Source organism: uncultured Campylobacter sp., assembly GCF_905373215.1.
Lineage (GTDB): Bacteria > Campylobacterota > Campylobacteria > Campylobacterales > Campylobacteraceae > Campylobacter_B.
This window is the reverse complement of the sequence record NZ_CAJPRT010000001.1, coordinates 185,481-198,625: the sequence shown is the minus strand read 5'-3', so window position 1 is coordinate 198,625 and position 13,145 is coordinate 185,481. Positions and strand designations below refer to the sequence as shown.

Sequence of the window (13,145 nt, the reverse complement as noted above, 5' to 3'; positions counted from 1 at the left end):
AAAATCGCGCGGGTAAATTTAGAAGTAAAGCCGCGCAGCTAAATTTAAAAATGGCCACATTCGTAAATTTACAAAATTTACGAGCAAAGCCGCGCGGGCGAAATTCTAAAATTCTAAAATTCTAAAATTCTAAAATTCTAAAATTCTAAAATTCTAAAATTTCGCCCGCGAAAACCCGCGCAAATTCCGCAATCTATAACATCATCGAAAAGATTATGCCAAATATGATTAGCGGGATATTAAAGAAAATAAAGGTCGGCACGCAAGTATCCCACATATGGCTATGCCCGCCGTCGATATTCAGCCCCACGGTAGGCCCGAGCGTGCTATCGCTCGCAGGCGAGCCCGCATCGCCGATACCCGCAGCCACGCCGATGATAAAGATCGTCGCCGCCGTACTAAAGCCCAGCTGCGCGGCTAGCGGGCAGTATATCGTAGCGATGATAGGGATCGTGCCGAAGCTCGAGCCGATACCCATCGTCACGAGTAGCCCGATGCCGATCATCAGCAGCGCGCCGCCGAGCTTGCCGCCGCTTAAAGTGCTCGCTACGTGCACCAGCTCGTTCACGCCGCCGGTTTCTTTTAAGATCGTGCCGTATCCTGCGGCGATCAGCATCAAAAACGCGATATAGCCCATCATATGCACGCCCTCGTCAAATACGCTATCGAGCTTCTTCCACTCAATGCCTTTGCTCGCAAGCATTACTAAAATTCCGCTAAGCGCGGCAAACGGAAGGGATTTGATCCAAATTTGTACTGCGAAGCACACCGCGATGCCCGCTAGTGCGCCCCATTCGCGCATACCCATCTTAAGCTCGCTAAAATGCGCATCCAGGCTCTGTTTGGTTTCGGCATACTCCCTCGGCTTGCGGTAGTAGATCACGGCTAGGATGAGACCCACAAGCATCGGTACGGCGCTTAGCCACATCACGCCAGATATGTCGCTTAGGCTTACTGCGATGCCGTTTGCGTTCATATTTTTTTCGATTAATCCCATAAAGATAAGTCCAAATCCCAGCGGCAGCGCCATATACGGCGTCTGCAAGCCGAACGTCAGCGCACACGCAACGGCGCGGCGGTCGATCTTTAGCGAGTTCATGATCTTAACTAACGGCGGGATCAAAATCGGGATAAAGGCGATATGCACGGGGATTAAATTTTGTGAGAAGCATGCAAAAAAGGCGATCGAAAAGATAAAAACGTATTTTTTATCGCTGATTAAATTTGCCACTGCGCGCACCAAGATCGCCGTTAAGTTGGTCTTTGAGATCGCGCTTGCGATGACGCCTAGCAGTAGATACGAAAGCGCAGTTTCTAAATTTCCGCCCATGCCGAGGCTGCCTGCGTTTTCGGGGTTGCCGTTTATGAATAAATTTATGGCATCTCCCAGCGGGATATTGCTTGAGAGCACGGCGCATATCGTGCCGATTAGGATCGCGAGCATTACGTTGCACCTAAACAAGCACAGCGCGCACATCACACAGATACTGATAAATACGGGATTGGTAAGCATCTTTTGCCTTTTTTGGAATTTTTGCAATTATATAGAATTTAGGGCTAAATTTTGCTAAAATCGCGCAAAAAATCGGCTAGGACAGCGATGAAATATTTTTATTCCTCTTTTGTGGTAAGCCTAATTGCGCTTGCTATCGCGTTTTATATCGGCGGCGCGGGTGCCGCTTATATCTGCGCGCTTTTGTGCGTGCTCGAAATCAGCCTCAGCTTCGACAACGCCGTAGTCAATGCCAAGGTGCTAAAAGATATGGCGCCGGTGTGGCAGAGCAGATTTATCCTCTGGGGCATTCCGATCGCGGTTTTTGGGATGAGGTTTTTATTCCCCGTGCTAATCGTCGCCGCAAGCGCGCATCTGGGTCTTTGGGAAACCCTCGTGCTAGCGCTTAAGCAGCCGCACCGCTACCATGAAATTTTAAGCGAGAACGAAGCGCAAATTTACGTTTTCGGCGGTGCTTTTTTACTGATGGTCTTTTGCGATTTTTTCTTCGATGCGCAGCGCGAGCTACACTGGCTAGGCATAATCGAAAATAACGGGCTCGTGCGATTTTTAAAGCGCATTCCAAACGCCCCCACGTTGATCGCTCTAGCCGCCGGGCTCGTGCTGCTCGCTAAAACGGGCTCGGCTACGCTCGGCGCGGCGTATTTCGGCGCGATCTTACTCTATCTGCTCATCTCCTGCTTTGACCGCCTTTTCGGCACGGACGGCGTAAAAAACGGCCTTGCGGGCTTTTTATACTTAGAAACCCTGGACGCGAGTTTTAGCTTCGACGGCGTGATCGGCGCGTTTGCGCTAAGCGATAATATCTTCATCATCATGCTAGGCCTCGGCGCGGGCGCGATGTTCGTGCGCTCCATCACGCTGTATCTCATCGCCCGCGGCACGCTGTCGCACTTCGCGTATCTGGAGCACGGCGCGCACTACGCTATCGCGTGTTTGGCGTTTATAATGTTTGCTAAGCTGAAATTTGAAGTAAGCGAGATCATAACCGGCACCGTGGGGATCTTATTCATCGCGCTATCGCTCCTTTCGTCGGTGCTTTACAACCGCCGAAATAAACGCAAACTCATCGAAACGATCGCGGGAAATAACGAGTAAAATTTCATCGCATATCTTGCCGTGCGCGAGATCAAATTTTAAAATTTCAAGCTACTGCCGCAAGCCGTAAAATTTGCTCGCTTGCGCCGCATTAAATTTCAAGAGACGCCAAATTCCAAGAGACGCCAAATTCCAAAAAGCGCTAAATTTAAAGACGCGGGCGATGAGATTGGAATTTTACGAAAAGCGTTGAATTTTAAACCGCGAGATGGCGTTTTAAAATTCAAATCAGCGATCGCGCGAGCTCAAGCCTTTATCGCGCAATCTCTGCAGCTCTTTGCAGCTGAGTGGCGGGCTATTTGCGGACTCGCCGCTCTCGCTTGCGCCGCCAAAAAGCTCCTCATTCAAACGCAGCTCGTCAATGATACCAAGAAGCTGCAAAACTTCGGCCTTTATCCGCTCGGCGTCTTTTGACGTAGTGCGCGGCGAAAACAGCGCGGCTTCGAAGCGGTTTTTCGCGCCGTTTAAAAATAGATAAAATTTGTCGTCCATAAACGCCGCGCTAAGAGCGATCTTGGGCGCAAGCTTAAGCTTCAAAGCCCCGAGACGCTCCATAAAGCTAGGCGTCAAAAGATACCGCGCCTCGATCTTATCGCTTGCAAACACGCGAAATTCCTCGCCGAAAACCACATCGTCCATCAGCTCCTGATCGCCTAAAAATTTAGTGCCTGGCGAGCGATCCGCGATGATGGTCTGCCCCTTAAATTTCTTATGAAACTCGCACACCAAAACCGAGCCGCTAAAGGCCTGCACGTATTCGCCGAGCCTCCAAACGTTCCAAAGCGCGATCGCCGACAGCAAAAAAGCTGCGGAAAGATCGCTTTTGGCCCTTTGAGATAGCTTTACAAGCTCCATAGACTCGCGCGTTTCATAGATTTTTATCGCCTCGCTTAGGCTAAATTTTACCCCTTTATACACGCCGTCTATCTGATCCTCGGCTACGAATTCATTGTTCGAATAGATGCCCGTTTTGCGGATCTCTTCTTCGTCTATGCCGCTTTGCGGCTCGTATCTAAAGGCGGGGTCGATATCTGAAATGATGGCGCGGATGAAGGCGTCTTTGTAAAAGGCGCTGTACTCCCACTTGGCGATGGAATCATCAAAAATCCCCCATACGCAGCTTACCGCAATTATCGGGATCATCGCGGACATCAGCACGGCGGAGGAGTATTCATTTTGGATCAAGCCGTGGATAAACCAACCGACGGAAAAAACCGCGATGCATAGCAATAAAATCAGCGGTTTTAGAAATTTTATCTTGCACTGCTGCTGCTTTTTTGCCAGCTCCTCTATCGCTCTGTCAATATCCAAAATTTAACTCCAAATTTGATTTTGCCGAAATTTTGCCCCTTATTTTACGCTAAATTTTATTAAAATTTCATCCGTTAAGCGGGTTTAAGATTTTTTATGCTATTTTTGCGACCTATTTCGATCAAAAGGCGAGAGATGATAAATTTACCGAAAAATTGCGTGGTTTTTACCTATCCGAAAATGGGCGACAGCGGCAAATTTTTGCCCGCAGAGTTGCGCGGCGCAGCGGGGCTTACTGGCTGCACGCTTCAGTGCAAGGCCTACGAGAGCGCGTTTGCGCAGATAAAAGCCCTCGGCTTTGAGCTTATCGCCGTAGGCAGCATGGGCGAGGCGGGCACGAGCGAGTTTAAGCGCGCTACGGGTGCTACGTTTGAGTTCATAAACGACGAAAAATTCGAGCTTGAAGCGCCGCTTGGGCTCGAAACCTTCACCACCGGCGACGGAAAGAAATTTTACCACCGCCAAACCCTGATTTTTAAAGGCGGCAAGGAGATAAAGCGCTTTAGCCGAATCGAGGGGCCCGAACAGGACGCACAAAACGTACTTGCGGCGCTAAAGAGCCTATGATCGATCGCTTCGGCGACGCGCTTTAAATTTTGCGCTCCAAACACATTGCGATACAAAGCTGAAATTTGGAGCAGAGCGAATTTCTCTTAAATTCAGCATTTTTAATTAAAATGGCGCTAAATTTAACGGAGGCGGGTATGAAAAAATTTCTATTTTTGGTGCTGTTTTGCGGACTTGCGGCAAATTGCGACGAGAGCGCGCGAGTAGATAAAATTTCTGCGGCGAGCAAAACGGACAAAACAACGAGTATCGGCGAGACCGCAAGCGCGCGCTTTATAAAGAGCGGCGAAGCAAGCGCCGACTCGCAAAGCAGCGCCGATGCGGTCATCCAAACGGACGGAATTTCGCGGGCGGATCTGCAAAGCTGCATCGTAAAAAGCGACGAAGGCTCCTGCGAGCGGGTTGTGCGCGGTCTGAAAAGCGGCTGCGAGCGCAAAGATCAGCTATCGTGCTTTTTCTACGCAGATGCGCTTGGGCGCGGCTTGGGCGTAGAGAAGGACGTCGTGGCGTCGTTTGAGCTTTTTCGCGAGCAGTGCGATGCTGGTAGCAGCGAAGCTTGCTATGAGCTGTCGGTCAAATATCTCCAAGGAATCGGCACCCCTCAGAGCTTTGAGCGCTCGGGCGAGGCGCTAGACAGGGCGTGCAAAATGCACAACAAACGCGCCTGCGCGGTGCTCGATCTGCTGCCGAAAAATTAGTACGGCAGAGGCAAAGCGCTTCTTTGAGCGGCGCAGAATTGCTTTTTAGGGCTAGACCGCGTAGATTACCGGACGCCTTGTAAATTTCGCCGCACGAAAGCTAAAATTTTACAACTCGCACCTAGATGAGCGTGCGATCCGCATTTAAAGGCGCCGATCACCGCGTAGCAGCCCCGTTTTGCTTCGAATGAGTGAGGTTTGGTTTTAAAATTTAAAGCGATTTTCGTGGGTGCGGCGCGATGAAGCAGTAAATCGGAGCGAGCGGCAGATAAACGAAATAAAAGGAGCAAAGATGAAAGCTTTAAAGCTTGCGCTGGCGGCGGCACTGGCGCTTAGTTTGGCAAACGCGGACGGCAAAGCCAAAGAGTTCAAATTTAGCGGTGCAAAAACCAGCGCACTTTTAGCAAAGTGCAGCAAAAAGGACGCCGCCGCATGCTACGAAGTGGCGATGAGATACGAGCTGGGCGGTCACGGCGTCGTGCGAAACAGCCTCAAAGCGCAGGGCTTTTTCGCAGACGCCTGCGAGTTCGCCACCCTCGCCGAACGGAAGCAGAGAGATAAAATGGGCGGCGCAGGTGGGCGCGCGATGAGCGATCTGCGCGAGCGAGCTTGCCTGGGCAACGCGGCGGCGCTGGAGAGTTTCGCGAGCGGGCAGTGCCGCAGCCTCGTGATATACGACGAGCTTTGCGAAGGCGGCTCGCAGGAGGCGTGCGACAATCTGGCGCGGATGAAGCGCGAGGGCTGGACGCCTAAGGAGAGCTGCAGCGAGGAGATAATCGCAAAATTCGGCGACGGCAAGCCGCAGAGATGAAATTCCGCCCTATTTTGCGGCGATAGAATTTTAAAATTTTGCGAGTATAAAATTTGCCGAAATTTTATAAAGCTCGACCGAAAATGGTAACAAGGCGGACTAAATTTTAAATTCTAAAGCGGATTTAAATTTGCGTCTTGAGTGGCGTCAATTTTTGGGCTCAGCAAAGATTATAATTTGTGCGGCAAGGCTCTTTGAATTACAAATCGTGTGTGATGGCCAGGCTAAAATTTTAAGAACTAGAATTTAAACAAAATCTGCAATCTAGCCGTGACGATGATATAATTTTTAGAATTTTGCAAGCGTAAAATATCAAAATTTTGCGTATCTACGTTGAGCCGCCCTCCCAAAAAAAGCGCAAAATTTGAAATTTTAAACTGCCATATTGTGCGAAGAGGCGATAATTTTAGGCAGCGAGAATTCCAATTAATGCGGATTAAAATATAGGTACGGCGGGCAAATGCGTGCACCGCAAGCGATGTAATTTCAAATGTAGACTCAAGGCTCGCTAGACGCAGAATTAAACGCCACGAGCGATAAATTTCAAAACATCCATTTTAAAATTGTGAAGCGGAGGTTTAAATTTGAGTGCAGCGAGCGATTAAATTGCAAAAAGAAGCTTAAATTTAAATATCGCGGCCCACAAATTATGCGTAAATTTTGCGCCTAAATTCCGCAAAATTCGGCGCGCGATGAACGTTTGATGGTATCGCGGCGAAGATCATCAAACTAAGCCTCAATCACGCTTAAAACCCTATTTACCGAGCGCTTGTGCAAGCGCGTATTTCAAACCGCCGAAGCAAAAAGCCTGATCGGAGGCGTTTGGCGGCGTATCCCAACCGATCGCGCCTCATATTTTGCTCTATAGCCTAGCTCGCGCACAAAATTTAGATTTTGAAATTTAGCGCAAAAATATTATAATTTCGCCCAAATCACGGCTAGGACGGAAAATGAACTCACGCGTGCAAAATGAATATCTAAAATCAAAAATTATGAGCGCCGAGGAGGCCTGCGAGCTGATCCCAAACGGCGCATCGGTGGGCTTTAGCGGCTTTGTTGGGGCGGGCTGCGCGCTAGCGCTGCCACAAGCTCTGGCGCAACGAGCGACAGCGCTGCACGAAAAAGGCGAGCCCTACCAAATCGAAATTTTTACAGGCGCATCGACCGATCCGCTTTTAGACGGAGTTTTGGCAAAAGCAGGTGCCGTGAGCTTTCGCGTGCCGTTTTTTACGGATGCCGATATGCGCCGTGCGATAAATAGTGGCGCCGTGCGATACGCGGACGTGCATCTATCAAGCCTTGCCGCGCAGCTTAAGGCGGGCTTTTTTCCGCATCTGAACTTTGCCGTGATCGAAGTGGTGGCGATTAAAGAAAGCGGCGAGCTCGTGCCGTCCACATCGCTAGGCAACAACCAAGCCTGGCTCGATATCGCCGATCGCGTGATTTTAGAAGTGAATTACTATCAGCCGCTTGAGCTGGAGGGTATTCACGATGTCACGGATCTGCGCCTACCGCCGCATGCTGAGGATCTGCCGATCAAGCACGTAGGCGATCGCGTAGGTAGCCCCTACATGCATGTAGATCCCGCCAAAGTAGTCGCTGTCATAGAGGCTAGGACGCATGATCGCGTCAATAATTTCACCGCCGTAGATGAAATTTCAAGCGCGATCGGGCGAAACGTCGTAAAATTCCTAAAAAACGAGGAAGCTTGCGGCAGACTTCCTGCAAAGAAGCTGCTGCCGCTACAATCGGGCATCGGCAATGTCGCCAACGCCGTGCTTAGCTCGCTACAAAATGCTGGCTACCAAGGGCTGCAATGCTACTCCGAGGTAATTCAAGACGGCATGCTAGATCTCATCAAAAGAGGCGTCGTAGGCACTGCAAGTGCCACGGCGCTATCGCTTAGCCCCGCAGGTGTCGAGGAATTTCAAAAAAACATCGATTTCTACCGCAAGCACATCATACTGCGTTCACAAGACGTCTCCAACTCGCCAGCGCTTATTAGAAGGCTTGGCGTCGTGTCGATGAATGGCATGCTCGAGGCAGATATCTACGGCAACGTAAACTCCACTAACGTCATGGGTTCGCAGATGAAAAATGGCATCGGCGGTAGCGGTGACTTCGCTCACAACGGATATTTGTCGCTATTTCTTAGCCCATCGCTCGCTAAAGGCGGCGCAATCAGCGCTATCGTGCCATTCGTGAGCCACGTCGATCATACCGAGCACGATACTCAGGTTATCATCACCGAATACGGCATCGCCGATCTGCGCGGTAAATGCCCTCGTGAGCGGGCTCGCGCGATGATAAGCATCGCGCATCCCAGCTACCAAGACGCGCTGAGAGATTATTTCGAGCGGGCATGTGCGCAGCCCTGTGCTGGGCATACTCCGCACATCCTAAGCGAGGCGTTGTCGTGGCATCAAAGATTTAAGGATACGGGGAGTATGAAGGCTTAAAAGCAGATTTGCTCGAGTTAAGGCGCTAAAATCTAAAGCTAAGCCCTTTCTTACGCTGAAGCGGGAAAGTTTGCACTTAAAAATTCCGCCTGCATTTGAAAGTTCTATCGCTAATTAGAGCAAAGCTTGTTAAAATTTTTATTTTGTAAAGCTCGCGCGAAATGTTATAAAACGAATAGATCGAAATTCGCGCCATAAAATTTTAAAATTTGCAGGCGGATTTAAGGCGCGGAATTGAAAATTTTATCGCTACTAAATTTTAAAATTTAGCCCTAAATTTGCGGCTCGCGCATTTTAAATTTTAAATTTAGCTCTCACTTCATTTGTCATGCGTAAGCTTTTACGGCAATCCTAGCTATAGGGTGCGCCATAAGTTTGCGATAAAACCGCGCAGTATTTGCCAAGATAAATTCCGTATAAATTAAAGCGGCGGCTTGCTAAATCAGAATTTCTCGCCTTACGAAGGCGATCTTTGGCTCGTAAATTTAAAAGGCGGGCTATAAAGTCGCGGCGAGATGAGGTTAGAATTTTATCCTCGAAGGCTCCATCGGCTTGCTGTAGAAGTAGCCCTGCATATATTTAATCCCCATCTCTTCTAAGATGATTGAAATTTCATGGTTTTCTACGTATTCGGCGATGAGCTCGTAGCCCTGCTTGCGCGCGAAGTTAGCGATCGTTTCGACGATGGCGCGCGAGTTTTTGTCGTTTGCGATATTTTTGATGAGCGCTCCGTCGATCTTTATGTAATCCACGTCGAGCGTTAAAATTCTATAGTAGTTGGAGTATCCGCTGCCAAAATCGTCTATCGCGACCTTGCAGCCATAGTTTTTGGCTACGGCGATGAAGCTGCGTAGGCTCTCGTAATCGTCAAATTCCTCGCTTTCTAAAATTTCAATGAATAGATTTGAAGCGTTTGGACTGGATGCGAGCTTGCGCTCTAAAAGCTCCTTGATACCTTCGTTTGCGATGTCAAAATATGAAAGATTTATGCTAAAGCAAGTCCCTGCGAAGCGGTCTAGCAAGCGAAAGGCTTCGTTTATTACGACCTGAGTTAGCGGGATGTAGAGCGAGGTTTGCTTTGCGATATCGATAAACTCACCCGGGCAGCGCGTCTTGCCCGAACGATCGATTAGGCGGATTAGAATTTCATATACTAACGGGACATAATCACCGCCCTCGGTGCCGTAGGTGTTACCACTAGGATCGCGGTGGGTGATATCAAATATGGGCTGAACAAGCACAAAGACTTGATTTTTCTTGATCGCATTTTGAATGGTGTTGATCATAACCTGGTTTTGCAGATATTTTTCCTCAATCGCATTTGGGCGCGAATAAAAGCCCACGTGCTCGTTTTTGCTCTGCGCCTCATACATCGCCATAACCGCCTGAAAGACCCTATTTGCGCCACCTGCTACATCTGCGCGCTCGCTTACGCCCATCGTGATATTTAAAGGCGCGGACGCAAAGCCCTCGGTCGTATGGAGATTAAAAACCTTGTCGGTGAAGTATTTATTTATGATCTCCACGTCGCGCGCGACATTTAGTCCCTCGTAAAATAGGCAAAACTCATCCGATTGGATGCGAAAGATACTGGCTTTGATCTCGTGCGATTCGATACACATCGCAAGCGTGCGCGCAAAGGAGCGCAGAATTTCATTCGTCGTCTCCGCCTTGTAAAAAAGTCGCAAATTTGCAAAATTTACGATAGTGATGTAGATCGCTACGCCCGTTTTTTCGGCGTTTATTAGCTCGTATAGCGCTGCTTCATTGCCCTGGCCCGTAAGATGATCGATATAGACTTGATTGTTTAAGCTCTGCTTTGCGCTCGCAAGAGCTAGCTTCATAATCTCGCGCTCGCCGATGTCATGAGCGTAAAGCGCATATAGCGGCGGCTTGGATGCAGCCGCGATATTTGCTAGTCTTAGGCTTACATCGGCTAGCTCGCCGTTTTTGCGAAGCAGGCGCGTATCTTTGGCGCTTTTATTTACCATCGCAGGAAGTTCGATCCCTTTATCTTTGGGCATCAAAACTCCAAGATCGCTTCCTTCCAGCTCGCTTTGTTCGTAGCCGCTTAAGCTAAGCGCGCTTTTATTAGCGTATAAAATTTTAAAGCCCTGATCTGCTAAAACTATCGCTTCGCCTGCTTGCTCGCATAGTGCGCGATAGGGCGCGAGGGCGCGTTTGCTACGCAAAGCATCGGAATTTATGATGTAAGTAAGCAGTAAAAACGACAAAAACACCGCCGTGTAAAGCATCGTCATTTGCATGAACGAGCCGTAGAATTCCTCACTAGCGTAAGAAAATCGCTCGCGCAGGCTTGCGAAGCGCTCATTTAGCAACGAGAGATTATCGCTTACGATGATATTTTGACGCTCGAAATTCCTTAGAATTTGTCGCGCGATTCCTATAAATGCAGCTTCATCGGGGCTTGACGCATCTGCGCTTTCTAGCGCGCTTTTCAAAGCAGATATTTCGGAGCGATTTTTATAGTTAAGTCCTAAAATTTGAGAGTAGAGATTTGCTCTTTGCGCATTTGCGCCACTGGATAAAAATTTTTGCTGAAGACTTTGAAAAAGGATTAAATTCTGCGAATTTAAAGCCCCAAGCTCGTCCAAAAGCGAAATTTTATCGCTAAAAGCGCTTCCGATCGCGCGCACATCGCTGCTAAGTCCGATTTTATCAATGATTTTATCTTTTTGCAGAGCTTGCAGTACCTGATAGATGCCGCGCATATCGGCATTTGCGATCGAAAAGTCCCTTCTTGCGATCTTTGCATCAAATAATATATTTAGGCGGTTGTCGGCATTATCTATCAAAGCTAGCTCGCGCGAAATCGTGCTAAATCTCGCTACATCTCTTAGCGACGAGAAATAATTCCCGGCGATGATTATGCCTAATATCATAATCCCCACCATCAAAGCCCACATTATCTTATCTTTCATCCTGCGCCTCCGTCATCTCGCCCTTAAGTGTAGCTAAAAAGCTCATCAAAGCATCAAGCTCCTCATCGCTAAGATCGTATTTTAGCAGATCCTTTGCGATCTGCCGCACCGCAAGACGCAAATCCGTCTGCCCGTTTACGTAAGGCGCGGTTTGCGTGATATTGCGCAAGCTAGGCACGCGGCGCAGCTCAAATCCATCGGAAGTGAGCCTATGCCTAGGCGCATCCTCCTCTTCCGCGCTCGGGCGAATTTTAGTAAAGCTGCCGGTGCCAAGGCTAACGCCGTTATGACATGCCGAACACAGCCGCACAAAAAGCACATATCCGTTATATTCGGCATCATTTAGCTTAACCTCGCCGCGCAAAAATCGGTCAAATTTGGAATTTATCGCCGTTTTGGACTTTAAAAATTCCTTTAGCGCATCAATGAAGTTCGCCGTATTTGCCTCGCCGTAAGCACTTTCAAAAGCCTGCTTGTAGGCTAAATTCTTCCTGATAAGCTCTAAAATTCTATCTTCGCTCGCATCAAGCTCGTTCTCGCCAAAAACTGATGCCGCAATCCGCGCTTCAAAGCCCGCGAAATTATAATCGCCCAAGTAGCGATCAAAATAATAAGAATTTATTAGCGTAGGCACGCGTCCATCGCGCACCGAAGCGCCCGAATCGTTTAGATAGAAGTTATGGCAGTTCTCGCAGGAGCGGCCTTTGCTGCTAAATCTTACATCGGTAAAAATTTTTGCACCCAGCCGCGCCTTTTGTGAGTCATATTTAGGCATCTCAAGCGGCGTAAAAAGATTGCCGCAAAGCCCAAAAACGGGCGTCAGGCTAAATATAAAACAGCTTAAAGCTCGCTTCGATCTCATCGCTTATCATCCCGTCTTTAGCCCGCTTTTTCAAAAGCTCCTCGATCTCGCGCTCGCTAGCCTCCGCGCCGTCCATATGCAGGTGCCACGCGGCGTTTTGCACCGCCTCTTGCAAGCTGCGTTTTTGCTCGCGCCTCTCGGTTAAAATTTCGCTCTTAAATTTGACGTCGCGCGCCCCAAGCAGCGCCTCGAACTTTTCGGCGGCAGTAGCAAGTCTTTTGTGACCTGTGCCGAAGCGCTCAAAAAGCGGCGCAAGCATCGATGAATTGCGCTCGCTCGCCCAGTTTAGATAAATTTTGCGCTCGCCCAAAGCCAAAAACGCCTCAAAATCTTCCGTGCTTTTTAGCGCGGGGCTCATCGTAAGAAACGCGATGTCAAAAACTGCGGGAATTTTAAAATTTTCGCTCTCGCGGCTTTTGCTCACAGCGTCTTTTAAATTTAAAGCCCGGGCTTCTTGAGCTTGCGAGTTTGAAATTTCGCTTTGCGAGCGCGGATAAATTTTAAAATTTTCATCCGCCGCATTTGCAAAACCATCGCGGCTCAGCCGCTCGCAAAACTCCGCAAAGCTTAAATTTAATACGTTTTGCAAGCTAATGCCAAACTCCTCTGCGCTACGCCTTAGCTCGCGCAGCATCCCCTCCGAGCTATCGATCGCCGTAACCTTGGCGCCCAGCGACGCGAGATACAGCGAGTAAACCCCCGTGCCGGCGCCCACGTCTAGCACGCTTTTGCCCGCAAAGCTCACGCCCCAGCCGCGCAGTATCTCAAATACCCGCTTGCCAAAATCCCCTAGCTCGCCGCTAAATTTGGCGTAACTTTCGGACTTTTTATCCCAGCTATTTTCATGTGTTTTTTCGCCGATTTTCTCCACCGCTAGCCTTTAA

Annotated in this window: 10 protein-coding genes; 5 read left to right on the top strand and 5 right to left on the bottom strand. The window is 49.0% G+C overall.

Going from position 1 to position 13,145, the window contains the following annotated elements; genetic code table 11:
- Positions 1–193: 193 nt before the first annotated feature.
- On the bottom strand, positions 194–1,513 hold the full coding sequence (locus QZ176_RS00935; RefSeq protein ID WP_295150420.1) for a Na+/H+ antiporter NhaC family protein: 1,320 nt from the start codon (positions 1,511–1,513) through the stop codon (positions 194–196).
- 87 nt (positions 1,514–1,600) lie between these two features.
- Between QZ176_RS00935 and QZ176_RS00930 the strand changes: the two genes are divergently transcribed.
- The gene (locus tag QZ176_RS00930) at positions 1,601–2,611 is read left to right on the top strand and encodes a DUF475 domain-containing protein (RefSeq protein WP_295150417.1); all 1,011 of its coding nucleotides are present in this window, start codon (positions 1,601–1,603) and stop codon (positions 2,609–2,611) included.
- Positions 2,612–2,839: 228 nt separating this feature from the next.
- Here QZ176_RS00930 and QZ176_RS00925 read toward each other — a convergent pair whose 3' ends face one another.
- Entirely contained in the window at positions 2,840–3,922 is a 1,083-nt protein-coding gene (locus QZ176_RS00925; RefSeq protein WP_295150413.1) for a DUF3137 domain-containing protein, read from the bottom strand.
- Positions 3,923–4,057: 135 nt separating this feature from the next.
- Here QZ176_RS00925 and QZ176_RS00920 point away from each other — a divergent pair, with 135 nt between their 5' ends.
- The 4 genes from QZ176_RS00920 to QZ176_RS00905 all read left to right on the top strand — a co-directional run bounded on the left by QZ176_RS00920 (position 4,058) and on the right by QZ176_RS00905 (position 8,457).
- Complete coding sequence (locus tag QZ176_RS00920; protein WP_295150411.1) at positions 4,058–4,489, top strand: redoxin domain-containing protein; 432 nt, start codon at positions 4,058–4,060, stop codon at positions 4,487–4,489.
- A 137-nt stretch (positions 4,490–4,626) separates the two neighbouring features.
- Positions 4,627–5,187: a sel1 repeat family protein gene (locus tag QZ176_RS00915; protein ID WP_295150408.1), complete on the top strand. Its 561-nt coding sequence runs from the start codon at positions 4,627–4,629 to the stop codon at positions 5,185–5,187.
- 292 nt (positions 5,188–5,479) lie between these two features.
- Positions 5,480–5,998, top strand: coding sequence for a hypothetical protein (locus tag QZ176_RS00910; RefSeq protein ID WP_295150405.1), 519 nt, complete (start codon positions 5,480–5,482; stop codon positions 5,996–5,998).
- Positions 5,999–6,948: 950 nt separating this feature from the next.
- Positions 6,949–8,457 (top strand): succinate CoA transferase, encoded by a 1,509-nt coding sequence (locus tag QZ176_RS00905; RefSeq protein ID WP_295150402.1) that lies wholly within the window; start codon positions 6,949–6,951, stop codon positions 8,455–8,457.
- Between the two features lie 521 nt (positions 8,458–8,978).
- Here QZ176_RS00905 and QZ176_RS00900 read toward each other — a convergent pair.
- From QZ176_RS00900 to QZ176_RS00890, 3 genes are read right to left on the bottom strand one after another with little or no spacing between them, the layout of a single operon-like run.
- The gene (locus tag QZ176_RS00900; protein WP_295150399.1) at positions 8,979–11,399 is read right to left on the bottom strand and encodes a GGDEF domain-containing phosphodiesterase; all 2,421 of its coding nucleotides are present in this window, start codon (positions 11,397–11,399) and stop codon (positions 8,979–8,981) included.
- Complete coding sequence (locus QZ176_RS00895; RefSeq protein WP_295150397.1) at positions 11,389–12,261, bottom strand: cytochrome c peroxidase; 873 nt, start codon at positions 12,259–12,261, stop codon at positions 11,389–11,391. Before QZ176_RS00895 ends, QZ176_RS00900 begins: the two co-directional genes overlap by 11 nt.
- Positions 12,224–13,132: a class I SAM-dependent methyltransferase gene (locus QZ176_RS00890; RefSeq protein WP_295150394.1), complete on the bottom strand. Its 909-nt coding sequence runs from the start codon at positions 13,130–13,132 to the stop codon at positions 12,224–12,226. Before QZ176_RS00890 ends, QZ176_RS00895 begins: the two co-directional genes overlap by 38 nt.
- Positions 13,133–13,145: the final 13 nt, after the last annotated feature.